The sequence below is a fragment of the Hwanghaeella sp. genome, from assembly GCF_965227365.1.
Lineage (GTDB): Bacteria > Pseudomonadota > Alphaproteobacteria > UBA8366 > Aestuariispiraceae > Hwanghaeella.
In genome coordinates this window covers 549,637-574,966 of the sequence record NZ_OZ245754.1, presented here as the reverse complement: position 1 = coordinate 574,966, position 25,330 = coordinate 549,637, and the positions used below count along the sequence as shown (strand labels likewise).

Annotated in this window: 23 protein-coding genes and 1 tRNA gene; 12 read left to right on the top strand and 12 right to left on the bottom strand. The window is 59.7% G+C overall.

What is annotated here, in order from left to right:
* Positions 1-80: 80 nt before the first annotated feature.
* The 4 genes from apaG to ACQK2G_RS02525 form a co-directional block, all read right to left on the bottom strand.
* Positions 81-473, bottom strand: a complete 393-nt coding sequence (apaG, locus tag ACQK2G_RS02540; RefSeq protein ID WP_425403446.1) for a Co2+/Mg2+ efflux protein ApaG — start codon at positions 471-473, stop codon at positions 81-83.
* Between the two features lie 63 nt (positions 474-536).
* The gene (locus tag ACQK2G_RS02535; RefSeq protein ID WP_425403445.1) at positions 537-1,217 is read right to left on the bottom strand and encodes an ATP-binding cassette domain-containing protein; all 681 of its coding nucleotides are present in this window, start codon (positions 1,215-1,217) and stop codon (positions 537-539) included.
* Positions 1,214-2,779: an ABC transporter permease gene (locus ACQK2G_RS02530; RefSeq protein ID WP_425403444.1), complete on the bottom strand. Its 1,566-nt coding sequence runs from the start codon at positions 2,777-2,779 to the stop codon at positions 1,214-1,216. The genes ACQK2G_RS02535 and ACQK2G_RS02530 overlap by 4 nt, the downstream gene beginning before the upstream one ends.
* A 196-nt stretch (positions 2,780-2,975) precedes the next feature.
* Entirely contained in the window at positions 2,976-4,178 is a 1,203-nt protein-coding gene (locus tag ACQK2G_RS02525; RefSeq protein ID WP_425403443.1) for an ABC transporter substrate-binding protein, read from the bottom strand.
* Positions 4,179-4,569: 391 nt separating this feature from the next.
* Between ACQK2G_RS02525 and ACQK2G_RS02520 the strand changes: the two genes are divergently transcribed.
* The 6 genes from ACQK2G_RS02520 to ACQK2G_RS02495 all read left to right on the top strand — a co-directional run bounded on the left by ACQK2G_RS02520 (position 4,570) and on the right by ACQK2G_RS02495 (position 11,476).
* Complete coding sequence (locus ACQK2G_RS02520; protein WP_425403442.1) at positions 4,570-5,088, top strand: GNAT family N-acetyltransferase; 519 nt, start codon at positions 4,570-4,572, stop codon at positions 5,086-5,088.
* Positions 5,089-5,134: 46 nt separating this feature from the next.
* Positions 5,135-6,037, top strand: a complete 903-nt coding sequence (locus ACQK2G_RS02515) for a M48 family metallopeptidase (RefSeq protein ID WP_425403441.1) — start codon at positions 5,135-5,137, stop codon at positions 6,035-6,037.
* Positions 6,038-6,143: 106 nt separating this feature from the next.
* A tRNA-Gly gene (locus ACQK2G_RS02510) sits at positions 6,144-6,217 on the top strand.
* Between the two features lie 298 nt (positions 6,218-6,515).
* A complete protein-coding gene (gene drt2 / locus ACQK2G_RS02505; protein WP_425403440.1) occupies positions 6,516-7,838 on the top strand; it encodes an antiviral reverse transcriptase Drt2 in 1,323 nt (440 codons plus the stop codon).
* A gap of 402 nt (positions 7,839-8,240) precedes the next feature.
* Entirely contained in the window at positions 8,241-9,935 is a 1,695-nt protein-coding gene (locus ACQK2G_RS02500; RefSeq protein WP_425403439.1) for a Na/Pi cotransporter family protein, read from the top strand.
* 368 nt (positions 9,936-10,303) lie between these two features.
* Positions 10,304-11,476, top strand: a complete 1,173-nt coding sequence (locus ACQK2G_RS02495; RefSeq protein ID WP_425403438.1) for a hypothetical protein — start codon at positions 10,304-10,306, stop codon at positions 11,474-11,476.
* A gap of 97 nt (positions 11,477-11,573) precedes the next feature.
* Here the strand turns inward: ACQK2G_RS02495 and ACQK2G_RS02490 are convergent, their stop codons facing one another.
* Complete coding sequence (locus tag ACQK2G_RS02490) at positions 11,574-12,062, bottom strand: iron-sulfur cluster assembly scaffold protein (protein ID WP_425403437.1); 489 nt, start codon at positions 12,060-12,062, stop codon at positions 11,574-11,576.
* Between the two features lie 281 nt (positions 12,063-12,343).
* On the opposite strand from ACQK2G_RS02490, the gene groES reads away from it, so the two are divergent.
* From groES to ACQK2G_RS02470, 4 genes are all read left to right on the top strand, one after another.
* Positions 12,344-12,658, top strand: a complete 315-nt coding sequence (groES, locus tag ACQK2G_RS02485) for a co-chaperone GroES (protein ID WP_425403436.1) — start codon at positions 12,344-12,346, stop codon at positions 12,656-12,658.
* 77 nt (positions 12,659-12,735) lie between these two features.
* Entirely contained in the window at positions 12,736-14,373 is a 1,638-nt protein-coding gene (gene groL / locus ACQK2G_RS02480) for a chaperonin GroEL (RefSeq protein WP_425403435.1), read from the top strand.
* Between the two features lie 133 nt (positions 14,374-14,506).
* Positions 14,507-15,397, top strand: a complete 891-nt coding sequence (locus ACQK2G_RS02475; protein ID WP_425403434.1) for an NAD(P)-dependent oxidoreductase — start codon at positions 14,507-14,509, stop codon at positions 15,395-15,397.
* A gap of 10 nt (positions 15,398-15,407) precedes the next feature.
* Complete coding sequence (locus ACQK2G_RS02470) at positions 15,408-16,262, top strand: TauD/TfdA dioxygenase family protein (protein ID WP_425403433.1); 855 nt, start codon at positions 15,408-15,410, stop codon at positions 16,260-16,262.
* 1 nt (position 16,263) lies between these two features.
* On the opposite strand, the gene ACQK2G_RS02465 is transcribed toward ACQK2G_RS02470, so the two are convergent.
* From ACQK2G_RS02465 to ACQK2G_RS02445, 5 genes are all read right to left on the bottom strand, one after another.
* Complete coding sequence (locus tag ACQK2G_RS02465; protein WP_425403432.1) at positions 16,264-17,568, bottom strand: hydroxyacid-oxoacid transhydrogenase; 1,305 nt, start codon at positions 17,566-17,568, stop codon at positions 16,264-16,266.
* Positions 17,569-17,692: 124 nt separating this feature from the next.
* The gene (locus ACQK2G_RS02460) at positions 17,693-18,262 is read right to left on the bottom strand and encodes a TadE/TadG family type IV pilus assembly protein (protein ID WP_425403431.1); all 570 of its coding nucleotides are present in this window, start codon (positions 18,260-18,262) and stop codon (positions 17,693-17,695) included.
* Between the two features lie 8 nt (positions 18,263-18,270).
* The gene (locus tag ACQK2G_RS02455; RefSeq protein WP_425403430.1) at positions 18,271-18,822 is read right to left on the bottom strand and encodes a TadE/TadG family type IV pilus assembly protein; all 552 of its coding nucleotides are present in this window, start codon (positions 18,820-18,822) and stop codon (positions 18,271-18,273) included.
* On the bottom strand, positions 18,822-20,297 hold the full coding sequence (locus tag ACQK2G_RS02450) for a pilus assembly protein TadG-related protein (protein WP_425403429.1): 1,476 nt from the start codon (positions 20,295-20,297) through the stop codon (positions 18,822-18,824). The genes ACQK2G_RS02455 and ACQK2G_RS02450 overlap by 1 nt, the downstream gene beginning before the upstream one ends.
* Positions 20,298-20,434: 137 nt before the next feature.
* On the bottom strand, positions 20,435-21,040 hold the full coding sequence (locus ACQK2G_RS02445; protein ID WP_425403428.1) for a TetR/AcrR family transcriptional regulator: 606 nt from the start codon (positions 21,038-21,040) through the stop codon (positions 20,435-20,437).
* A gap of 161 nt (positions 21,041-21,201) precedes the next feature.
* On the opposite strand from ACQK2G_RS02445, the gene ACQK2G_RS02440 reads away from it, so the two are divergent.
* The gene (locus ACQK2G_RS02440; protein ID WP_425403427.1) at positions 21,202-23,472 is read left to right on the top strand and encodes a xanthine dehydrogenase family protein molybdopterin-binding subunit; all 2,271 of its coding nucleotides are present in this window, start codon (positions 21,202-21,204) and stop codon (positions 23,470-23,472) included.
* Here ACQK2G_RS02440 and ACQK2G_RS02435 read toward each other — a convergent pair.
* Together ACQK2G_RS02435 and ACQK2G_RS02430 are read right to left on the bottom strand one after the other, a co-directional pair.
* Complete coding sequence (locus ACQK2G_RS02435; protein ID WP_425403426.1) at positions 23,469-24,533, bottom strand: permease; 1,065 nt, start codon at positions 24,531-24,533, stop codon at positions 23,469-23,471. The genes ACQK2G_RS02440 and ACQK2G_RS02435 overlap by 4 nt on opposite strands.
* A gap of 47 nt (positions 24,534-24,580) precedes the next feature.
* Positions 24,581-24,916, bottom strand: a complete 336-nt coding sequence (locus ACQK2G_RS02430) for an ArsR/SmtB family transcription factor (RefSeq protein WP_425403425.1) — start codon at positions 24,914-24,916, stop codon at positions 24,581-24,583.
* Positions 24,917-25,061: 145 nt separating this feature from the next.
* Here ACQK2G_RS02430 and ACQK2G_RS02425 point away from each other — a divergent pair, with 145 nt between their 5' ends.
* Positions 25,062-25,328: a DUF1289 domain-containing protein gene (locus ACQK2G_RS02425; protein WP_425403424.1), complete on the top strand. Its 267-nt coding sequence runs from the start codon at positions 25,062-25,064 to the stop codon at positions 25,326-25,328.
* Positions 25,329-25,330 lie beyond the last annotated feature (2 nt).

Below are 25,330 nucleotides of genomic sequence, written 5' to 3'. Positions count from 1 at the left end.
CCCCCCGCGGATCGGCGGTTTATTTGCCATGCCGCCATCCGCATACGGCTCCCGCCGGTCCGGTGCCAGCCAAATTGCCGCTAATGCAGCTGGATTGGTTGATGCGGACTGTCTAGGGAAAAGGCAGGAATGGCCACGTCGAACGCACTACCGTCCTCCGCTTCCATTTCGTAACTGCCCAGCATGATGCCGGAAGGGGTCGATAGCGGCGTGCCGCTGGTATACTCGAAAGACTCCCCCGGCCGCAGCACAGGCTGCTCGCCGACCACACCCGGTCCGCGCACTTCTTCCGTACGACCTTGCGCATCGGTGATCCGCCAATGGCGGTTCAGGAGCTGCACGGTCTGCGGGCTGCGGTTCTCTATCGTCACCTGATAGGCCCAGACATAGTGGTCCTCGCTGGGCTGCGACTGGTCCTCGAGATAGATCGGCTCGACCGATACCTTGATTCCAGCGGTTTCCTGTTCGTACATCAGATGCTCCATGCGCATTCGCAAAAACTAGCGGCGCATCCTCCTTGTCGTTATCCGGGGATATTATGATTGCTGGCTGGCTTGTCCAGCATCTTCCATATCGATAATCGGCCCCCCGGCCGACTGCGCATCCGCCATATCATGGGTTACCAGCAGGGTCGGAAGCCCCGCCTTGCGCGCATGATCGAACACGAATTGACGGATTTTATCCCGCAATGCAGCATCAAGCCGCGAAAACGGCTCGTCCAGCAGCAATGCGCGGGGTTCCGCCAGCAAGGTCCGCATCAAGGCGGCACGCGCCTTCTGCCCGCCGGAAAGCGTCGCAGGATCCCTATCAGCAAGGCCGTCCAGCTCCGCGTCGCTCAAAGCCGCTTCGACACGCCGACGGCGTTCATCCCGCGAAATTTCAGCCGGCAGCCCGAAGGCCAGGTTTTCACCCACGCTGAGATGGGGGAACAGCAGCGCTTCCTGGAAGAGAATGCCGACTTTGCGGTCTTCCGGCCGCATGGCGGTCAAATCCGCCCCGCCCAGCCGGACGGAGCCGGAAACGTCGAACTGCCTGTCCAGAGTGCCGCAAAGATGGGCCAGAATTGTCGATTTGCCCGATCCGCTCGGCCCCATAAGGGTCACCACCGCGCCGGGCGGGATGGAGACGGAAAGATCACTGACCAGCAGACGGTCCGCGATTCGTATCGTCAGGCCGGCAATTTCCAAGGCTCCGATCGTGCGTTCTTGCCCCATCATGCGAGCCCCCGAAGTCCCAAGCGGTTCCGGAACGCCCAGGCCGGTAAGCCGGCGGCAAACAGAAAGGCCAGAAACGGCAATATCGACTGTGCGAAAACCAGCATGCCGATCAAGCGCCGGTCCCCGCCGCCGGCAAGCGCGACTGCTTCCGTCGTCAAGGTTTCCAATCGACCTCCGCCCGCGAAGACGGTCGGCAAATACTGGCTGACGCTGACCGCGAAGCCGACAGCGAAAGCGACGAGGATCGGGCGCAGCAGCAAGGGCGCCGTCACCCGCCAGAACACGGCCGCCGGGCGCAGCCCCAAGCATTGGGCCGTCGTCCGGTAACGTTCGTCCAAGGATCGAAACGGGTCGGAGAGGGACAAGAAGACATAAGGCAGGACGAACAGCAGATGTGCCCAGATCAACGCCGTCCAACCGCCGTCTATCCCCGCCGCCACCAGAAGAACCTGGGCGCCGAACAGGAATGCGACCTGCGGGACCAGCAGGGGTGTGTACAGCAACCAAAGGGCCCGGGCCGTCGGCCTTAACCCATCCCGCTTTTCGTGTTCAAGACAGGCGACGGCCAGAAAAAGCGCGATGCCCGCGCTGGCCAGCCCCACGGTCACCGTGGTGCCGCCCAGCTCTATCATCGTATCGGCTCGTCGCATCCAATTCGCCAAAGACCATTCACTGGGCAGCGCATCGGGAAAACGCCACTGCCGCGCCATCGACCATATTGCCATACCCAGCAGACTGCCGGCGCCAGACACCCAAAGAAGGCCTGTCCCTGCGAAGGAAAACACCGATACCGGCCGATCGAAGGCGTCACGATCGCCGGCCGACGCCCAGCGCCGGCCCAAGGCCGCAACAAACCACTCGCCCAGCCGCCAGATTGCTATGCCACCTGCAACGACGACCAGTTGCGCGACCGCTCCGGCCGCCGCCACGAACTGGTAGGACAGGTCAGGGTCGTTGAACCATCGCAGGATCAGAACGCCGAGCGGCGGACTGGTCGCGGGCGCCAGGACCAGGGCCACGTCGATCACCGAGAGGGAAAAGGCCAGCACCGCATAAACGGGTAGACGCAGTTGCGGATAAACCAAGGGAAATACGCATTTCAACCAGGCGGTCGTCGGGCCATAGCCCAGTGTCCGCGCCGTCGTCACGATTTCCCTCTCCCGCACCTGGTTCAGGGCCGCCACGGTCATCAGGAAAAGAAACGGCGTCTCTTTCACCACCAGCGCCAAAACGAACACCAACCCATAAGGATCCGGCGCCGTCGCCCAGTCCGGTGGACGCGTAAAACCCGTGGCCCAGGGCGATCCCATCCGCAGCACCCACCCGCTCGGCGCCAACAAAAACAACATGCCGAGGGCCACGGCGGCATGCGGCACCGACAGAAGCGGCGCGACGAGCCGCTGCAACAGCCCGAAAACGCGGGTGCCCCGCCATGCTGCGGCAAAACCGATGGCTATGGCGAAGGATATGACTGTCGCGGCAAAGCCTGTCCAAAGGCTCATCCAAAGCGAGCCCGAAAAGCCCGGATAGGTCAGCAGAGCCCGCCACGGCTCGAGGGACACCTCTTCCCCCCCAAGCGCGGGCAGGTATCCAAAGGCAGGCATGACGGCCCCAGCCAAACCAGCCAGAACGGGTATAAGGAAGACGGCCAACGTGACCCATGGTGCGGCCGACAAGAGCTTCACCGAACCGGCCTTTCAACCTGCGGCCGAGGCACCGCGGATGACCTTCCGGCCGGAGAACTGCCGGTCCCGATGGTCAACTGCCGTACCGCTTCAGCCAAGCTTCTTCGATCAGGACCATCCAGCTCGAATGCGGTTCCGGCAAGGTCTTGCCAAGTTCGGGATCGCTCAACGTGGCGACACCGCGCGGCAAGGCCTCGAACAGGGAGCGATCCTCATCGGAAAGGCGGCCCATCGACAATACCGTCTGCTCGCCCCAGATTTCCGGATGCGCCTTGCGGGCCTGTGCTTCCGGCGACAGCAGGAAATTCGCCACCACCATGGCGCCATCCTTATGCGCCGCATTGAACGGAATGGCGACAAAATGCGTATTCCCGATCGTCCCTTCGTCGAGGACGTAGGTCCGTGCCGTGTCCGGCAGCAAACCTTCCGCGATTGCGGAGGACGCTTCGCCGATATTGAACGAGTAGGTCAGGTCGACCGCGCCATCGTTCAGCAACTGGCGTTGCGCGGTTCCCGTCTTCGGATAATCGCGACCCTCACGCCACAGATACGGCGTCAATTCGTCCAGATAGGCCCAAAGCGGCGCGGTCACCGCGTCGAAATTCTCACCCGCCGGACTCAATAGATCGACGGGGTTCTCGACCAATTCGTACAGGGCCTGTTTCAGGAAAGTCGTTCCCGTGAAGTCCGGCGGCGCCGGATAGGTGATCCTGCCGGGATGCGCCTTGGCATGCTCCAGGATCGCCGCAATCGATTTCGGCGGATCGGGTAGAACCGCCGTGTCATGGACGAAAACCAGCTTGGCCATGCCCCAGGGCGATTCCAGCCCGTCCGTCGGAACGGTAAAATCCAGCACCGTGGTCGGTTTTTCATCCGTATCCACAAGTTTGAAGTTCGGCAGTCTGTCGGTGAAGGGGCCATAGAGCAGGGCGTTGTCCTTCATCGTCTTGAAGTTCTCGCCGTTGATCCAAATGAGGTCCACCGACCCGTCCGTCGCCCGCCCCGCCGAACGTTCCGCGAGGACCTTGCGCACCGCCTCGGCCGTATCGCCCAGCTTCACGTGCCGAAGGGTAACGCCGTATTCCTCCGCCACGCGGCCGGCAATCCAGTCGATGTAGTTGTTATAGACATCGCCGCCGCCCCAGGCGTTCCAGAACACTTCCTGGCCGCGCGCCTTGTCCAGTACGGCCTGCCATTGCGCATCGGCGTCTTGCGCCGCGGCCTGGCCGAAGACGAGCATCGACAGGGTAACGAAGACGGCCAGAAGGCGTCGCATGATCTATCACCTCATTCAGCGTGGAAACGGCTTTACATCCCTATGCAAAGCCCCGGTTTCAGCCACGAAGATACCGGTAAGCCGGTCGCCTGTCAGCCCGAGGGCCGATCAATACGGCGCCGCTGATGGACACATTTTTTTTACAACAAGTTTTGACCTCGTGAGCATTTTGTCCTATTGGCAAAAGGTGCCTCGCAAAAGACGGCGGGGAAACAACGGGAGAAATGCGCATGCAGGTGTGCCTGCGACGACGAAGATAGGCGAGTCCCGGTTCGATGGAGCCGGGCGTGATGCCTTGCGTCGGTGCGGTGCCCGCCTTTGGGACTGAACGACACCTCATTCCCAATGCGTTTTGTTATGCGGCGCCAAGGCCGCCCCCGGAGTTCCAATCATGAATTTCACTCTATCCGAAGAGGCCGCGGAACACGCGGCCGCCATTGAATCCCTCGTCGATACCGCTTTCGGACCGGCGCGGAAGACCCGAACCGTCTATCAGTTTCGGGACGGCATTCCCCCCCTCACCGATCTTTGTTATGTCGCCTTGTCGAATGACGGCGACATGCTGGGATCCATCCGTTTCTGGCCTGTACTGATGCCGGACGGCAGGCAGGAAGTCATGCTCGGCCCACTGGCCGTGCTGCCGAACTTGCGCGGACAAGGGATCGGCAAGGCGTTGGTCGCCCACGGCATTGCGGGATCCCGGGCCGCCGGTTTCGGGGGTGTACTCATCGTCGGCGATCGCCGCTATTATGCGCCATTCGGTTTTCGGGAAGAGAAGGTCGCCAACCTGGATCTTCCGGGTCCGGTCGCCCCGCTGACCTTCATGGGGCTTGAATTCGAAGAAGGAAGCCTGTCCCGTGTCGACGGCACGGTGATGCCCTATCGCGAGAAGGCGGAACAGGCGGTTTAGGGTTCTGGGTCATGAATGCGCATGATCGGAAACATCGGGAGCAGTCGTGACCTCAACGGATACATCAGGACCGGCGGCCGCCACCGGAACCAAAGCGCAAGTCCTCAGACGACTGGCATTATGGTTCGTCCTGCTGGGCGCTTTCATTGCGTTCGTCACCGCGGTTGTCCTGCCCCTTGCCGCGGAGGCGACGATCCGTTGGCTGCCGCGGTCGGCCGAGGTGTCCTTGGGACGCCAGGCCGAAGCCGGCCTTTTGCGTCGGCTGTTCGATGCCGGAAAAATGCCGAACGGCGTACGCATCTGCGCCTATCCGCCGGGACTGGTCGCTCTCGGCAAGATCTTCAACGGGTTGAACAAAGGCCTTCCGGAAGACGTCAACCTGCGCGCCACCGTGTTACAGGCCGATTTCGCCAATGCCATGGCGATGCCGGGCGATCGGGTTCTGATCTTTTCGAAGCTGGTGGAAATGACCGACCACCCCAATGCCTTGGCCGGGGTGATCGCCCATGAACTGGGCCATGTGATTTCCCGCGACCCGCTGCGTGCGCTGGTGGAACGCGGCAGCGGCTCCATCATGCTGCGCCTCATGGTCGGCGACAGGGTGGGCGGCAAGATGGACGACCTGATCAGCCAGAAGCTTCTGATCGCCGCGAATACGCGTGACATGGAACACCGCGCGGACGTAATTGCGCTGGATTTGATGCGGCAGGCAGGTTGGGACAGCACCGCGTTTGGCGGCTTTTTCGCGACGCTTATCCAGAAACACGGCAACAATGCCGATCAACCCGCCCTGTTCGCGACACATCCGGCAACCAAGGACCGCATGGATTACGTCCTGAAAGCGCCGAAGACAGGCGAGAACATGGCGCTCAGCGAGCGTGAATGGGCCGATTTGAAAGCGATCTGCAGTCAGACGGTGGAACCGACGGTGGCCGAACCGGCCTCCTGATCGGGCACCAGACCGGTACCCGGCAGGTACGGCGCCAATCCCGTTTGATCAGCGGTTCGCAATTCTATATAGAGCGAAGGACGAGACGGTTTCCGCCGCCCACGGCGCGGGTGTAGTTCAATGGTAGAACGGCAGCTTCCCAAGCTGCATACGAGGGTTCGATTCCCTTCACCCGCTCCAATTCCCCTCATAGGAACAAATCAAGAAAAAAATCCGTTTGGCGTCTTGCATTGGCCGCGAGCGCTACTACCTATGTAGTGCCCCGGGGCACAGGACCCGGATGACCAGTGTTAAGGACCGCAAGCGCAATTCGCGCGCGCGGGCTTAGGGCCGGCGTGATCAATATCATGTCGTAGCTCTCCTGGCACATCGTGGTAATAATATACCACACTAGGTTTTCCCGTACCGGAGGACGTTTGTGCGTCCGTTGATGGGAGTTGGGTTCCAATAGCCCGGGCATTTGACGAACGGAGTCGCTATGCCCGGGCTTTACCTACCGACCGCAGACGAGTTTGATCCGTCCACAGATGACTTCATTTTGGAAGCTGTTTCGAAAGAGCGGCAATACAAGCATTTCGATTTGCCCCTCTCTGATGAGAACCGGGAAATCACTATAGACTTTTCAGAACAGACAGAACCTCATCGGTTCCTTCCCCTTCTCGGCTTCACGGATACGGTTCGCAAATTTGTTCGGAACAGCCAAGGCATCAGAGTTCCCAAAGAAAAAGAACGACCCATTCGCTTCGCAGGCCACGCGGATGCAGCTTACCTCCAAGCATACGCGGAACATCTGAACCGTTTCTACGAACAAGCCCTCACTAGAGACGGCACGACAGGATCTGTCCTAGCCTACCGAAAAGGCGGTGGGACCAACATTCACCACGCCAAGTCACTATTCGACGAGATCAAACGACGCGGTGATTGTACAGTCATCACAATGGACATCTCCGGCTTCTTCGATTGCCTCGACCATATGCAGTTACGAGATGAGATCGCAGGGCTGCTGGACGTCGAACGACTTGATGGCCACCACGCGACAGTCTGGAAGAACGTCACTCGATACTCGTGGGTAGAAACCGACGACTTAGACAAAGTCCTCGGAAAGAAGCGTCGCGGGCACGGACGTATCTGTTCACCGAAAGACTTTGTTCAGCATGTAAGAGGGCGCAAGGACGGCCTGGTCAGAGTACATGACCATCCATTCGGTATTCCCCAAGGAACACCGGTTTCCGGACTGTATGCCAATATCTATCTTCGCTCTTTCGATCGCGAGATGATTGCAATGTGGAACCGGCAAGGCGGATCTTATCGCCGTTATTCCGACGACATTGCCGTTGTCTTGCCTCTCGGCGCAAAAGCTCACCATGTGGTTGCAGTCGTTGAAAAGATGCTAGCGGATTTTGGGTTGGCTATGTCCGTCGAAAAAATGGAACACGCTGACTTTGCTGGCGGTTTACTTGCCTCGCCAAAACCCATCCAGTACCTCGGGTTCATTTTCGACGGGCGCACCATTCTAATACGGCCATCATCTATCGGTGCATACTGCCGTAAGATGCGACGAGGCATCCACGCTAAGATAGTGGCAGCCAAGATGAAGAAGGTGCCGTCTTCAAAAATATACAAACGGGAAGCTCTCAGGCGATATACTCATGTTGGCAAGGGACGCAACTTCCTTAAGTATGCCTACAAAGCCGCCGACGTCATGAGCAGCGAGGAGATCCGTCAGCAGGTAAAACCTCACATGACGTGGTTCAAGAGGTGTTGGAGAAAGGAAATTGCCGCAGTCTACCGCTTGGGTTGAAACAAGTTGAGCGATAGCTGAGAGGCGAGGTTCCGGGAATCAAATCCACGTATGCAGACCTCGAAGCTGCAATAGCTATGTAAGAAAACATCAGCTATGTAACGAATTATGCAGTATATTATACAATTATTTCAATAGATTGCGGCAATTTTACCATTTTCCCAAGCTGCATACGAGGGTTCGATTCCCTTCACCCGCTCCAATTCCCACCAGACATCAATATCCTGAGAAAATTGCGGCGTTTTTGACGCCGTTCACGCATTTCTCTCGATCAAGTTCACACGGTTTGCTTCCGCAACGGTTGAATCCCAACAAAATTGTTACAGTTTTATTACGAAACAATGACAAAATGGCGAGTCGGGTCTATCGTTGCGATTGCTTGACCTTTACTCGGTGTCTTTAATGGAAACGGTTATCAATATTGTCGGCAGCGTTGCGCTGCTTCTATGGGGAATCCGCATGATGCGGACGGGCGTTACGCGGTCCTTCGGGGCTGAGTTGCGCCGCGTTCTGGCATTGTCGGCAAGAAATCGGCTTACCGGCTTCCTGACCGGCCTGGCCGCGGCGGCGGCGGTTCAAAGCTCCACCGCCACCGCCATGATCGTCTCCTCCTTTGCCGGCCAGGGACTTATCGTCGGCGTCGCGGCCCTCGCCATTGTGCTTGGCGCGGATGTCGGCACCACGATCGTCGTTCAACTACTGTCCTTCGACATCAAGTGGATCTCTCCTCTTTTCCTGGCGCTCGGCGTGTTCACCTTCCTGGCGAGCGAGAAAGCGCGGCACCGGAATCTGGGTCGGATAGCCCTCGGCTTCGGCCTCGTCCTCCTTGCGTTGAAGCAAATCGTCATTTCGTCCGCGCCGCTGCGGGAGACCGAGACTGTCTCACTCCTGCTGCAACCGCTGAGCAACGAGCCGCTGCTGGCGATCCTCATCGTCGCCGCCCTGACCTGGTTTTCGCATTCGAGCGTCGCGATCGTCCTTTTGATCGCCTCTTTCGCCGCCTCGCAGGTCATCAGCACGCAAGCCGCGTTCGTCATGGTTCTGGGCGCCAATCTCGGCGGCGCGATCACCGCCGTTGCAATGACTTTGAATAGCCCCGCTGCCAGCCGCCGCGTAACCACCGGCAACCTTGTCATGAGGGCGTCAGGCGTACTTGTTGCCTTGCCGTTGATCCCCTATGCCATGCCCTATGTGGCGATGCTGGGCGGTGATCACGTCCGCGCGGTCGCCAATTTCCATCTGCTGTTCAATCTGGCCCTCGCGGTGGCCTTCCTGCCGCTTCTGTCGCTTGTCGAACGGCTGGTGCGGCGCCTGGTGCCGGAACGGGAAGATACCGACGATCTGCAATCCCCGAAATACCTGGATTCCGGCGCACTGGAATCCCCGGCCGTCGCGTTGAGCTGCGCGGCCAGGGAAACTTTGCGCATGGGCGATGAGGTACGGGAAATGCTGGCCTCGACGCTTAAAGTCATCAACAGCAATGACGACACGTTGCGGAAACATGTCGAGCGGTCCGATGACCTGATCGACCGGTTGCACGAAGCGATCAAGCTGTACCTGACGAGTCTTTCCCAGCAGGAAATGGACCGTCCGGAAAGCAAGCGCTGCGTCGAGATCCTCAGTTTCACGACCAATCTGGAACATATCGGCGATATCATCGACAAGAACCTGATGGAACTGGCCGCAAAGAAGATCAAAGGCCAGACGATGTTCTCAAACGACGGGGCGCGAGAGATCGCCGAGTTTCATCAACGCATCATTGCCAACCTCGACTTGGCCATGTCGGTTTTCATGTCCGGAGATCTGAATCTCGCCCGGCAATTGATCCGTGAAAAGGCCGAGATCCGTCATGTCGAGAAACGCTATACCGACAACCATTTCGCCCGCATCAGCGAGGGGCGGCCGGAGAGCATCGCCTCCAGTTCCCTTCACCTCGACGTGTTGCGGGATCTGAAACGGATCAACAGCCACCTGACATCGGTCGCCTATCCAATTCTGGAACAGGCCGGTGAGTTGGCGGAAAGCCGCTTGGTTGACAAAAGTGAAAGGGACGAGGCGCGGGAACAAGTGATACCGCTCCGGCCAACCCCCGAATAGGCGTCCTTGGTATGCATCAACCTCACTCGCTTGGTGCTTGGCCAGCGATGCATTGCTTTCCTCAAAAGGCCAGAGGCAATGCAACCCTCCCAGACAAACTCGTTCAACGTAATAGCGTGCACGTCGGACACTATGTTGCAGGGAGCATCCTTGCTGCGTTTCGTATTTGAGAACTACATTCAGTCACTTCAAAATACATTGTTTCCTGATTTCAGCTGATTGACCGAAAAATTTCTGGGGATCACTCACTGCTTTGTTGGAAGCCTTGCGTTACGCTCTAGCAAAAGCCACACTTTCAACTACTATTTCTTGTGCACGCCCCCCCTTCAAAGCGGTGAGTCGTTCTTGAATGCAATTGGTGCAATATCATGGCCACACAAAACCAAATTTCAGCGCTTCACGCAGAGTGCAAAAGAGTACTGAGTTTTGAAGTTGAGCAGATGGTTAGCAATCCTGACTGGGGCGCTATAAACTTCAAAGATTGTGAAAAAGACATTCTCGAGACACGCAAGTTCATACAGCTGTGGCTGCATTCCGATGTCTCAATCGTCCCCGACAAAATCCTCAACCTCGTGAAAGGTCAAATCGAAAGCTTCGGCAATGCATTAGATGCAATACAACATTTTTCAATTGAACAAAACGCGGAGAAAAAACGGCAGCAGATAGGAGTACAGATACGGGCATACAAGGACCAGCTATCCGAACCAACAGCTGCATGGTTACCTTTCCTGCACTCCTTTGAAGGTCTCAAAGACCACTACACAGAAGATCTTGAGCGGCGGCTAGCGGATTTGGAAACAAATCTTCGGGCAAGGGAGAACCAAGAAAAGAACCTTAAGAAACATGAAGATGCGAGGATCCACGACCTCCAAGAAACCCTGAAAAAAGCTAATAAAGTCCTCGTGGATGCTCAGGCAAGATCAGAAAACATTCTCAGCGAAGCTGCAGCAATGTCACAAAAAATTATCAAACAAGTAAACGACGATGCAGCAGGGGCGCGACTTGAAACAGAGCAGGCCTTAAATCAGGCTCGAAAAATTGCCGCGGAAAAAGCGATCGCACCTTATACACATTCGTTTAGCGAGGCTGCTGATAACTGGGGCACGGGTGCAAAAGCATGGTTGTTTGTGGCCTCAGCACTCTTGGTGGGTACGGGCGCTTGGGCTTATCTCGGCTTGGTAAAGAGCATTCCTCAGTTGGAAGGTGTAGGCCCCCTTGTTCAATACTTCTCCTCACGCCTTCTAATAACGATCCTGCTTGTATCTGCAGTGTGGTGGAGCGCAAGACAGTACCGCGTTGCAATGCATCAAAAAACTCTAAATCAGCACAAGGCTGATGCACTTCGTTCTTTCGAAGCGTTTATTGAGGCTACCAACTCAAACGATGTCCGCGACGCTGTAATTCTCCAAACATCGCAGACTATTTTTGGGCAAGCGAGCACGGGATTCCTGGAAGGAAATCGAGAAGGTTCAATCGATGACTATGCTAAGGTTGCCAATTCTATTCAGAATGCCGCGCAGGTCGTCTCGAAAAGTTCTTAAGAGAAAGCGCTCGATTTCTTCCTCTAGACGATGCGTAAAGTTACTCGGAAACTAACAACCTCAGATCTTAATCAAAGAGCTTGACGGAACCGGTGGGTCAATCCCTCGTGGGATTAGCAGCACGATAGACTTTCGCTTCCGCCGCAGCCTTCGTCGCCGCATCGAAGACGATCATGATGGCCGAATGACGCGCCCGGACATCACGGGCCGGGGCGAGGACGGCGATTTCGTCCCACCCGTCGGGCAGGTCGATGGTTTCCGCGCCGGAGAGCATCGACCGAACCGCATCGCGGACCTGGGTCAACGCCTCCGCCGACGCCCCGACGGCGTGCCGGGCGAGGATGGCCGTCGCGGCAGAGCCGAGCGAACAGGCTTTCACATCGAAGCCGAGATCGGCGACCCGGCTGTCTTCATCCAATTTGACGTCAATGGTCACGGTGCTGCCGCATAACCGGCTGCGCAGATGCGCCGACCCGTCAGGATGATCCAGCCGCCTTGGCGCGGAAACATCCGCACACAGCTCGATCAGCTTTTCGGAATACAGGTCGAGCGCATCGTCGTCGTCTGGAATCGAAACCTGAAGCAATTTGATCTTGTCCCTCGCAGTCACGCCCCTTATGTGAGGTCCGCCCCCCTTGCAGGTCAAGCTGCTGCGCCGGTTGGACCGCTTCAAATCGGCCGTTTCGGCCAAACCGGGGCAAGGCCCGCATTTTTCGTCGTGCGACGCCGTTTTTTCCTCTTGAACAAGCTTCACGCTTTACCTAAATCCAGCACCGAGTGTTATTGGCACTCGTCGTAAGAGAGTGCCAACAGCAGCTCGAGTTCCTATTTTACAGACCAATGAGTGTCTCACTGAGGAGGATTTCAATGAAATTCAGACCTTTGCACGATCGTGTTCTGGTTCGTCGCACCACTGAGGACGAGAAGACGGCGGGTGGAATCATCATTCCCGACACCGCAAAGGAAAAGCCCATGCAGGGTGAAGTCGTCGCCGTCGGTTCCGGTAGCCGGAACGAGAAGGGCGACGTGACCCCGCTCGACGTTCAGGCCGGCGACATCGTTCTGTTCGGCAAATGGTCCGGCACCGAAGTGAAGATCGACGGTGAAGACCTGCTGATCATGAAAGAGTCCGACATCATGGGCATTCTCGAAGTGACGGCGAAGGCGAAGAAGGCCGCCTAAGCGCCGCCCAATTTCGCCTATGGGCCGCAACACAGCCCATCACTTAGAGAATCGTATTTTTTGAGGAGAGAGCAGAAATGGCTGCTAAAGACGTAAAGTTTTCGGCCGACGCCCGCACGAAGATGCTGAGAGGCGTCGACATCCTGGCGAACGCAGTGAAAGTCACCCTGGGCCCGAAAGGCCGCAACGTCGTGATCGACAAGTCCTTCGGCGCCCCGCGCATCACGAAGGACGGTGTCAGCGTCGCCAAGGAAATCGAACTGAAGGACAAGTTCGAGAACATGGGCGCCCAGATGGTCCGCGAAGTCGCGTCCAAGACCAACGACATCGCCGGTGACGGCACCACGACCGCGACGGTCCTGGCCCAGGCGATCGTTCGCGAAGGCGCCAAGGCGGTTGCGGCCGGCATGAACCCGATGGACCTGAAGCGCGGTATCGACCTGGCGGTCGAAGCCGTCGTAAAGGACCTCGGCAAGCGTGCGAAGAAGATCAAGACCTCCGAAGAAGTCGCTCAGGTCGGCACGATTTCCGCCAACGGCGACAAGGAAGTCGGCGAAATGATCGCCGAAGCCATGCAGAAGGTCGGCAACGAAGGTGTCATCACCGTCGAGGAAGCCAAATCCCTGCACACCGAACTGGAAGTCGTCGAAGGCATGCAGTTCGACCGCGGTTACCTCTCCCCCTACTTCGTCACGAACAGTGAAAAGATGAAGGTGGAACTGGAAAACCCGTACATCCTGATACACGAGAAGAAGCTCAGCAACCTGCAGGCCATGCTGCCGATCCTGGAACAGGTCGTGCAGTCCAGTCGTCCGCTGCTGATCATCGCGGAAGACGTCGAAGGCGAAGCCCTGGCGACCCTGGTCGTCAACAAGCTGCGTGGCGGTCTGAAGCTGGCCGCCGTCAAGGCCCCGGGCTTCGGCGATCGCCGCAAGGCCATGCTGGAAGACATCGCGATCCTGACCAACGGTCAGGTCATCAGCGAAGACCTGGGCATCAAGCTCGAAAACGTCACGATGGACATGCTGGGTACGGCCAAGAAGGTCGATATCACCAAGGATGAGACCACCATCGTCGACGGCGCCGGCAAGAAGAAGGACATCGAAGCCCGCTGCGAACAGATCCGCAGTCAGGTCGAAGCCACCTCTTCCGATTACGACCGCGAAAAGCTGCAGGAACGTCTGGCGAAGCTCGCCGGCGGTGTTGCGGTGATCCGCGTCGGCGGTGCGACCGAGGTTGAAGTGAAGGAACGCAAGGACCGCGTTGACGACGCCATGCACGCCACGCGCGCTGCTGTCGAAGAAGGCATCGTCGCCGGCGGCGGTTCCGCCCTGATCGGTGCGGTCAAGGCGCTGGCCAAGCTGGAAGGCGCCAACGCCGACCAGAATGTCGGTATCTCCATCATCCGCCGCGCGCTGGAAGCGCCGGTCCGTCAGATCGCCGAAAACGCGGGTACCGACGGTGCCGTCGTTGCCGGCAAGCTGCTGGAAAGCAAGGACGTGGACTTCGGCTTCGACGCTCAGAACGGTGTCTACACCGACCTGGTCAAGGCCGGCATCATCGATCCGGTCAAGGTTGTCCGCTCCGCGCTGCAGGATGCGGCTTCCGTCGCCGGTCTCTTGATCACGACCGAAGCGATGGTCGCGGACAAGCCGGAAGACAAGCCCGCCATGCCGGCGATGCCCGACATGGGCGGCATGGGCGGCATGATGTAAGCATCGCGCTTTCATCAGTGCGTTTCCCGGAAGGGCGGTTGCGGCAGCGCAGCCGCCCTTTCCTTTTTCGGCCGCACCGTAGACGCTAGGGTTTAACGAAGAAGCCATTGGGTGACAGCAGGGAGGCCTCCAAATGACCGCAAAACGAATGGGATTCATCGGGCTCGGCCATATGGGCGGGGCCATGGCGCACAGATTGTTGAAACAGGGGCTGCCGCTGACCGTCTGGGCCCGAAACAAGGACCGACTGCCCGCCTTCGTCGAGGCCGGCGCCAGCGTGGCGGACAGCCCTGCCGCGCTTGCCCGCGATTGCGACATCATCTTCACCTGCGTCTTCAACACCGCCGCGCTGGAGGACCTTCTGTTCGGTGAGGGCCGGATGATCGACGGCCTGTCCGACGGCAAGATGCTGGTCGATTTCTCAACCGCCGACCCGGAAACCAGCCGCCGGATCGCGCATCTTCTGCAGGCCGACCATGGCACGGGCATGATCGATGCTCCGGTTTCCGGCGGCCCGCCCAGTGCGGAGACCGGCACGCTGGTCATCATGGCCGGCGGATCGGATCAGGACTTCGAAAAAGTGCGCGGCGTGATCGAGGACAATCTGGCCGGTCGCCTCACCTTGATGGGCCCAAGCGGCGCCGGCCAGGCGACCAAGCTGATCAATCAGACTTTCGTCGGCAATCTGCTGGCGGTATTGGCCGAGGCCGCGAAACTGGCCACCAATGCCGGGATCGAAGCGGAACGGATCCCCGCCGCCCTTCAGGGCGGGCGCGCGGATTCGCGCCTGCTGCAGGAATGGTTCAACGTTATGCTGGAAGGCCAGTTCCCGCCGGGCGGCGCAATCAGCACGATCGAGAAGGATCTCGACGCCGTCCTCTCGCTGGCCCAATCGACGCGGACGCCGATGCCGATGACGGCGACCGCGGCGCAGCTTCACCGCATGATGACCGCCCGCGGCCACGCGGATGAAGACGTCACCGCAATCTACAAACTCTACGGCGATGGGCCATTGCCCTGGTAAGGATTTCGCGATGACAGGGCTTGTTCAGGAACCGATCACGCCGCGGCTCGGCTCGTGTTTGACGGGACTCGATTTGAAACAGCCGATCTCCCCGGCGCTTGCGGAGGATCTGCGCCAGCGCCTCGCCGATCGACTGGTGCTGGTGCTGCCGGAACAGAACCTGGACATTCCGGCCCTGAAACGCGCGACCGAGGTTTTCGGCCCCCTGATGCGCCTTCCCTATGTCGCGCCGTTGCCGAAAGACCCGGACGTGATCGCGGTGCTGAAAGAGGCCGAGGAACGCAACATCCACGTCTTCGGCGGCAATTGGCATTCCGACTTTTCCTATCTGGAGAAACCGCCGGGCGGTTCGCTGCTGCAGGCGGTGGATCTGCCGCCGGTCGGCGGCGATACGCTCTGGGCGGACGGTGTGACGGCCTGGGAAACCCTGCCTGACGACCTGCGCGCCGTCGTCGACGGCCGCAACGCCATACAGACCGGAAAACCCTATGGCGTGAAGCACCGCCCGAAAGTCGCAACCAGCAAGTCGGTGAAGATGACCCGGGGCGACCCGGAGGCGGACAGGGAACGCGCCCTGCCGGCCGTGCGCCGCCATCCGATCAGCGGCAAGGCGGCGCTCTTCGTGAATCCGACCTATACGACACGTCTGGAGGGGATGAGCGAGGAGGAAAGCGCCCCCATCCTGGCCCGGCTCTATGCCCATATGACCCGGCCGGAATTCCAATGCCGCCACCGCTGGCGCCCCGGCGATCTCGTCATCTGGGACAACCGCGCCACCATGCATTTCGCGGTCAACGACTATGACGGCCACCGCCGCCTGCTTTATCGCACGACCTTCGCAGGCGAAGCGCCGGTCATGGCTTGAGTCACCAATACCGCATCGCATCGACGAAAATGCCGCGCAGGTCTTCCTTGCTGACCTTCTTGGGCGCGTTGACCAGCAGACGTTGTTGCGGCCAGGCCTTGTCGACCAGCTTGTCCAGGTCTTCCTCGGAATAGCCGACGCCGTTGAGGCCGTTGGGGATGCCGGTCGCCTTCATCATGTCGATGATCCGGTCGGCGAGCAGACTGCCCGCCGCTTCCGGTTTGGCCTGTGAGATATCCGCACCCATGGCTTCCGCCCCCTGCAGGTGGCGTTCCGGGCAGGCATCGCCGGTGAAACGGAAAACGGCCGGCGCGTTGACGATGACGGAAATGCCGTGCGGCACCAGCGGGTGGTTCGATGGCCATCCCTTCGCCGTGTAATCGCGCACCAGCCCCGCCACCGCATAGGACATGCCGTGCGGCAGATGGCAGCCCGCATTGCCGAAACCAATGCCCGCCAGCATGCCGGCGAACATCAGCGCCTCGTAGTTTTCGTCTGTCGGGTCGTTCACCGCCTGGACCAGATTGCCGCCCACCAGTTTGATCGCCTGCAGGCAGGCAAGATCGCTATAGGGGTTCGCCCCCTGGCTGAGCGGCCGCTTGGAGGGATCCGCCGGTGCCTCCCGGTGCGTATAGGGGCGCGCCGTCAGGCTTTCGAACGCGTGGGAGAAGACGTCGAACCCGTTCGCCGCCACCACCATCGGCGGCAGGGTCTTGAGGACATTCGGGTCGAGCACGCCAAGCGCCGGTCGCAACCGCGCGCTGGCGATCCCGGTCTTCAGCTCCATCTCAACGAAATCGAAAATCGCGATGCCCGTGCATTCAGACGCCGTCCCGAAGGTTGTCGGGCAGGCGATATGGGGTTTCAGCGGTCCCGGCGGCTGTTTCGCCTGACCAACCGGCGCGTTGACATAGGCCAGGAAATCGTCGGGATAGGTCGCATAGAGGTTCGCAGCCTTGCAGGTATCCATCGTCGACCCGCCGCCGAGCGAAATATACCCGTCGAACCCGCCCTGCTTCGCAAATTCGGTCGCCGCCTTGAAGGAAGTGTCGGTCGGCTCGACCTCGATCGCGTCATAGATCGTAAAATCCAACCCGGCTGATTTGAGGCTTTCGGTCACCTGCGTGAAGGGTTCCGTTCCGTTGATCTTGGGGTCGACGAAAAGCGCCGCCCGGGCCATGCCCAGCCCCTTGGCGTCCAGCCCCACTTCCTTCAGCGAGCCCAGACCGAACTTGATCTTCGGCGCTTCCACGGTGAAGGCCGTATCGCCGCCGGGCGACGGTGTGAAATAGGATGACAGCGACATGGGACCCCCCGTTTGAATTACTGGCCCTGCGTGTGGCAGACGGAATTTTGCCGTAGGGTCGGGGATTGGATGCCGATTTTCAAGCGCTTGTTTGCCACCGGGCGTACCGCGCCGCACCGGCCTTTTACGGCGGGTCGGGGTCGATTTCCTGCAAGGCGCCGAGGCGCGGGCGATAGAAGGCATGCTTCACGATTTCCCGCGGCCCGAAAATCGGCAATACGATCGGTTCGTAATTGTAGAACAATTCTGCCACCACCACCGTCTCGTCCGGTCGGACCGGAATCCCTTCCGGGTCCGGAACCGTGGCGCCTTCCGCCCCGATATCGCTGTCGCGTACCAGGGGGCCCGCGCCGCGTCTTTGCCAGAGCACCCGGGTCGGGTTACTGCCGACGCGCCCGACGGCACTGACGACGACGACACCGTCGGCACCGATGCTGAAAGGACTGAGGATCTGCGGCACCGCCTCGAAAAGATCGGCGACGGTGGACTCGTTCACATTTTCATCCCGGGTGATAAGATCGGCCACCGATACCGCCGCGTGCTGCAGCTTCACATGCAGCAATAGATAGACGCCCGTTTCCGCCAGCGACGTGAACAGCATGGCCAGGATCGGGGCAGTCAGGGCGAATTCAACGCTGGTGATCCCGCCGCGCGACCGGCTGAACCTTTTCAGAAATCTTCTAACGCGCTTCATCTCGGCCCTCAGAACGGCTCGTTCCGGACCGCAACCGCGGCGGAATGATCGATGGTGCGGAAGAAGGGATCGAACAGGGCCGTCAGGGTGCTGATCCGATACCGAATGCGATAGAGCACGATATCCCCCGCACCGCCGAGCCCCGCCAGGCCGACATCCGTGTCGTATTGTCCATTGCCGTTCACATCGGTGAAGGACTCGCCGTCATTCCACTGACCATCGCCATTGGCATCCGCAAAAGGCTCAGGCTTACCGATATCGGAGAAATTGTCATAGACGATCGTGTCGATCTGGACTTCCTCCTGATCGACCAGACCGAACGTGTTCCGGTCGATCAGGTCGCGGATGATATCCTCACGCGTGACGCCGCTGGGCGCGTTTCCGGTTATCCCGAAGCGGGAACTGGCCAGCACGGCATTCTCCAGCGAACCGCTGACCAGGAACACCATGCCCAGTTCCAGCAAGCCGATCAGCAAGGTGATGGTCAGCGGCCCCAGAATGGCGAATTCGATCGCGGATACCCCGCTCCGGTCCCGCATGAATGCCGACAAACGCACCATCACTCTGAAATCCTCAAATTCGACAATTGGCGCCCGATCGTAGTGAACACGTCTTCCAGCTCCGAATTGCTCGGGGCATGGAAAAAGAAGCTGCTTTTTGTCGCGCAGGTTCTAAAGAGATTCTGCGTGGATGAATTCGGGGTCGAGCCGAAGGTGATCGCATAGATGATGATCCCTTCCGCCTTCATCGACTCGCAGGTCCGCGCAAAGCGATCGTCGATTTCCGCCCGTGCGGCGTTCAAGGACGAAAAGCCGAATTCGCCCAGGCGGCCATAGGCGGTATAGTCGGACCCGTCGGGGCCGTCGCCGTCATCGGGTTCGTGTCCGGTGAAATCGAAGAACTGGTTCTGGCCATCAGTCATGATCACCACGACCTTGTCCATGAAGGGTTCTTCGTAATCGAGCGGCAGCGTATTCAACGCCGTCCCTTCCCAGAAACTGCGCCAGGATGGCGACAAGGCACGCCACCCCCATACCAAGCCCAGATTCCCGGTGGTGCCGCCGCGGTGCCAGGGCTCCATCTGGTCGATCGCGGCGTTGAGCACGGCTTTCGAGGCAACCAACGGCGTGATCGGCGGCCCGCAGCCCAGATTGGGGCCGCGCCCGTTATTCTGAGCGGAATTCTGTTCCGCCAGATCGAAGCCGGTCACGTTTCCGTCGGAATCGGTCAGGATCCAGTCATTGTCGACATTGTCGGCATAAAGGTAGGGCGTGAAGGGCGCGATGTCCGGCGTATCGTCGGTTTCATCCAGGCCGCCGTCCCGTGCCTCCACGCATCCCCGCCAGGCCGTCGGCTCGTAACTGCCACCCGTGCCGATATTGGCCTGCCCCTGAAGCGTCAGCCATTCGGAATGCTGAGTGCCGATATTGACCGTCGCGGTATAGGGAACCAGGGAGACCCAAAGGTTCGGATTGACGTCGTCATCCCCGAAGACAGCTTCAATCAGGTTGTGCGCGGCGGTGATCGCAGCCGACATCTTGCCGCCGCCGCGCATCGAACCGGTATTATCCATCACCAGCGCCAGTTCCATGCCACGCGTTTCCCGCGTGATCTGGGCGGTTCTGGTGAAACTTACCGAATCGAAACCGAACAGGCGCATGAAGGTGGTGTTCACGGAAACGGTGGCGGCAACATCGATGACCGAGTTGTCCGCATTCGTCGTCATATCGAAATTCGTCACGGTTGCGACATTCTCGATATTGGTGAAATTCGCGTCGAAGAAACTCCGCGCATCGGCTTCCATGTCTTCGACCTGAAGCGTATGCCCAGCTGCAAGCCCGGCCGCGTCAACGGCCCGTTGCACGGAGTCCCGGACCAGGAACAGACGCGTACCGTCCACCGCCAGACCGCTCGCCGCCATGACCGGCAATAGCGCGAAGGCAAACAATTGCATCACGCTGCCGCGGCGGTCCGCCAGTAATCCGGCTGCTTGTGTTTTCAGTCTTTGTAGATGTCGGAACATCCTATGCGCCATCCAGCCCATCCCAGAAGCAGAGAGATAAGCGGAGACGGCGCCGGCGCGCCACTCTAACCGTTTGACTTTAAGGGGAACTTTTGGATTGGGTTTACTAAAATGCGCGCTATTTCAGCACTGCGGCCGAGGCTGTCGGCCTAGTGCGTAACCGGTCTTGCCGACATCGTGTCCAAGGCGATCCGGGCAATATCGGCCAAGGGTTCCCGTTCGCCGTATATCCGTGAGAGAACACGGATGCCCTGAATGGAATTCACCAGAAAACGCGCCAAGGCGCGGGCGTCCTCGGCCGTATTGAACTGACCCAAGGCCTGCCCCTGTCGAACGAGCTTGGTCAGAATCTCCTCCGCATGCCTTATGCCTTCCTTGGCCTGCTGGGTGATTTCCGGATCGCGGTGGGCAAGCTCCGTGATCGTGTTGGTCAGAAGGCAGCCCCGCTTCCGGTTGATCCCCGCCCCCTCCTCGACAAGGCGATCGAACAACAGGCGTAATTGTTCGCGGGGGCTGTATTCGTTTTCCGCCATGACGGCGCGAATATCCTTCAGCGTATAACAATCCAGATAGCGTTCGATGGTCTTGCTGTATAACTGGCGCTTGTCCCCGAACGTGTCATAGAGGCTGCCCCGATTGATGCCCATCGCCTCAACCAGTTCCTGCATCGACGTCTGCTCGTAGCCATTCGTCCAGAACAACTGCAAAGCCGATTCCAGGGCTTGTTCCGGGTCAAAGGATTTCGTTCGCGCCATAACCGAATGTTCGCCGTTGTTGTATAAGGAAAACATGGTATCTGCGCGTCGCAAGATCAATATTTTTAGACTTGCCCGCCCCGCATGCTTTTCCCGGTCCGGTGCAGTTGCTAGACTCCGGCCACACATCCAGAACCTTTCTTCCGCAAGGGATTTTCGTCATGCAGGAAACCGGAATCGGTCGCTCCGTACCGAGGTTGGAGGATGCCCGATTACTGACCGGGCATGGCCGTTTCGTTGAAGACCTGCAGAAGGACGGTGTCGCCCATGCGATCATCGTGCGCAGCCCGGTCGCACATGCAGCCCTGCGGGGAATCGACGTAGAAGCGGCGAAATCAGCACCCGGCGTTCTGGCCGTTCTGACAGGCGCCGACCTACAGGCGGCGGGGTTGAAACCCCTGCCCTGCATCACGCCGCAGGCTTCGTCAGACGGAACAGCCTTCCAGGCACCGACGCGGCTTGCCCTGCCCGTGGATACGGTACGTCATGTCGGCGAGGCCGTGGTCATGGTCGTTGCCGAGACGGAAGACCAGGCGCGCGACGCCGCCGAACTGGTCGATATCGACTATGAAGAGTTGGATGCCCATACCGACACAGCGACCGCGACGGAGATCGCGTTCGATTGGACGACCGGCGACGCCGACGGCGTCGAACGCGCCATGGCAACCGCCGCCCATGTGGTCAGCATTGACGGTGTCGTCAACAACAGGGTGATCGTCAGCCCGATCGAGACCCGTTCCTATCTGGGCGAGTATGACCCGGCATCGGGCCGCTACACCCTGTTCACGCAAAGCCAGGGCGTTCACCTGATCCGCCGTCTGGTTGCAGAAACCTTGGCCATCGCCGAAGCGGACCTGCACGTCATCACGCCGGATGTCGGCGGCAGTTTTGCCGCGAAGCTGATGAACTATCCGGAACAGACCCTGGTTCTCTTTGCCGCCAAGATGCTTAAGCGGCCGGTACGATGGGTGTCGACCCGCGGCGAAGCCTGCCTCACCGACGCCCATGGCCGGGATCAGGTAAGCCGGGCCGAACTGGCGCTCGACGATCAAGGCTCTTTCCTGGGATTGAAAATCGAAACAACGGGCGCGCTTGGCGCCTATGCTTCCGCTCTTGGCCCGTCGATCATCGGCCCGGGTTTCGCCAAGGTCGCCGGACATAATTACGCAATTCCCGCAATAACGGTCAGAAGCAAGGGCGTTTATACGAACACCGCCCCGACGGACGCCTATCGTGGCGCCGGCAAGCCGGAGGTCGTATATCTGGTCGAACGCCTGGTGGAGAAAGCGGCCCGGGAATTGGGATTGGACCGTGCGGATCTACGGCGGCGCAATCTGGTGCCGGAACAGGCCATGCCCTACAAGGCGGCAACCGGCTTCGTTTTCGACAGCGGCAATTTCGCCCATGTCTTCGATCTCGCTCTGGAAGCATCCGATTGGACCGGCTTCGCGGCGCGGCGCTCAACCAGCGAAGCAAGCGGGTTGAAGCGCGGCATATCGATCTGCCCCGCCCTGCACCTGACCGGCGGCACCCCGAACGAGGCAAGCGAAGTCGAGGTCACCCGGGACGGCAACCTTCTGGTCAAGACAGGCGTCCAGGCCTCCGGCCAGGGTCATGAGACCGCCTTCGCCCAGCTCGTCGCGGAGCGGCTGGAAATACCGATGGAAAAGGTCATCGTCGTCGAAGGCGACAGCGACCGGGTCAAGATCGGCGGCGGAACCGGTGGTTCCTCTTCCCTTCCTATCGCCGCGACCACGATCGACCGGGCGACGACCAACCTGATTGAGAACGGCAAGCAGGGGGCCGCGGAGATCCTCGAAGCCGCAGCCGCCGACATCACCTATGCCGAGGGGACCTTCACGGTCGTCGGCACCGATCGCCGCGTCGGCTTGTTCGAACTGACCCAGAAACTGGAAGACCGTGGCCTGCCGGGATGCGCCGGCGAGGCCGCCTTCGAAGGCAACCATCAGACCGTGCCCAACAGTGCCCATGTCTGCGAGGTCGAACTGGACCCCGATACGGGGCATGTCACGATTCAGCAATACGTCTCGGCCGACGACCTGGGCGTGAAGCTGAACCCGATGATCGCCGAAGGCCAGATCCATGGCGGGATCGTCCAGGGTATCGGCCAGGCCTGGCTGGAGCACACGGTCTACGAGGAAGGCAGCGGACAGCTGCTGACCGGTTCCTTCATGGATTATTGTCTGCCCCGCGCCGGCGACCTGCCGATGTTCACGCTTGTCGACGGCAGCATGACGACGGAGATAAATCATCTGGGCATGAAAGGCGTCGGGGAACTCGGCACGAATGGCGGCTTGGCGCCCTTCATGCTGGCGCTCTATGACGCCATGGGTACCGACAAGGTGGAAATGCCCGCCACACCGGAAAGGGTCTGGCGGGCATTACAGTCGGCTAAGGATGTCCCGGCCTAAATCGCCAGGGCGTATGTCAGGCCGATGACGACCGAACCGCTCATCGCGATCCCAAGATAAAGCAGGAAGACCGGCAAACGGACCAGCGCCTTCACCGCGATGGCGGCGGGGATGCTGGTGACCGCGCCCGCGACCATGAAGGTCAGTGCCGCCGGGGCGGTAAGGCCCATTTCCATCAGGCCGCTGGTCAGCGGTATTGCCGCATACCCGTTCAGATAGGCCGGCACGCCGATAACGGCCGCGGCGGGAATGGCCAAGGCGCCCGCGCCGCTCAACCATTCACCGATCTGCTGCATCGGCGCATAGGCGAGCATCACCGCTTCCAGCAGGAAGGCGAGCGTCAGCCATTTGGTCAGGAACCAACCGGACCGCTTGGCCTCTTTGGAGAAGGAAGCCTTGCGGTTACTCTCCTCCCAGAAGCGCCAGACCGGCTTGCTCCCGCGCGTATAGGCCGAGGTCCCGCAGGTAGATGCCGTTCCAATCAACGGGTCGCGGAGCAGGCTGGATCCACCAAGCAGCAGCACCGTGAAACCGCCCATCAGACCGATGCCGACGGCCGCCGCGGTCTTGATCACCGTGAATTCCGTACCGAGAACCGCCGCCGTGACGACGAACATTTCCGGATCCATGATCGGTGAAGCCAGCCAGAAGGCCATGACCGGCGCCAGAGGCACACCGGATGCCAGCAATGCGGCGATCAACGGCACGACACCGCAGGAGCAGAAAGGCGACAACGCCCCGACAATCGCCGCCAGGAAGGTCGCCTGCACGATATTGCCGGCAAAAGCCTTCGCTATCAGTCCGTCGGCACCCGTCGCTTTCAGATAGGCCGCCAAAAGGACGGACAGAATGATGAAGGGAGCGATGCCAAGCAGATTGCCGCCGGTCGCGAGGATGCCGTCCTGCGCGGCGGTCAAATCCAGTATCAGCCAGACAGCCGCAACGGCCAGAGCCGTCAGGAATACGCGATCGATCGATCCGATTCGCTGCCGCGTCCAACTTGCGAAATTTCTAGAACTATCGAAAGATTCAGGCTCGGTTTGTTGTATTGCGTCGCTCATCGCATCTCTCTTTCAAGACCCCCACACGGTCCGGATCGGTCGGAAAATCAGGTTGTTACAGCGCCTTTGCGCCACGTCTCCGCACGGTCCCCGCCGGCATCCACGCAACATTCATCGGCCAGATATCCGATGACGGCATCCATCACGTCATAACGCGCACGGCAGATCAGGGTCGTTCCCTGTTTTTCCCGGGTCACCAGATCCACCGTATCCAACAGTTTCAAATGATGGCTCAAGGTCGAACCAGGGATGGATACGACTTCCTGGATGCGGCCGACGCTCATCCCTTCGGCGCCTGCACGCACCAGCAGACGGTAAATCTGCAGGCGCGTCGGGTTGCCCAGCGCGGCCAGCCTGTCTGCGGTTTGCTCAAGATCGCTCATACCGGCAATTTAACTTCGACGGTGCGAATGTCAACTATATTTCTAGAAATATCGAAATATTGAGGAAGCCCAGGAGCCGCTTGAAGCGACTGCATCCACGTTCCATGTTCGAAAACAGAAATGTAATCCAGCAGATGGCCCGACCGTGACCGACAGGCGCATGCCCCTTCCCGATATCCCGTCGCCCTGCGTTGGCGTCTGCGCGGTCAATCCGTCATCGGGCCAATGCGTCGGTTGTCTGCGCAGCATAGAGGAAATCGGCGCCTGGCCGCGTGCCAGCAATGAGGAGCGCCTGGCTATCCTGGAGCGATTGAAGGAACGGCGCCGTGCCGCTGGCCGCACAAGCGCGGCGGACCAAAGGCCCCGCCGGCGGGCGCGAAGGGCCACACGCATCGCCGACAGCAAGGACTGAGG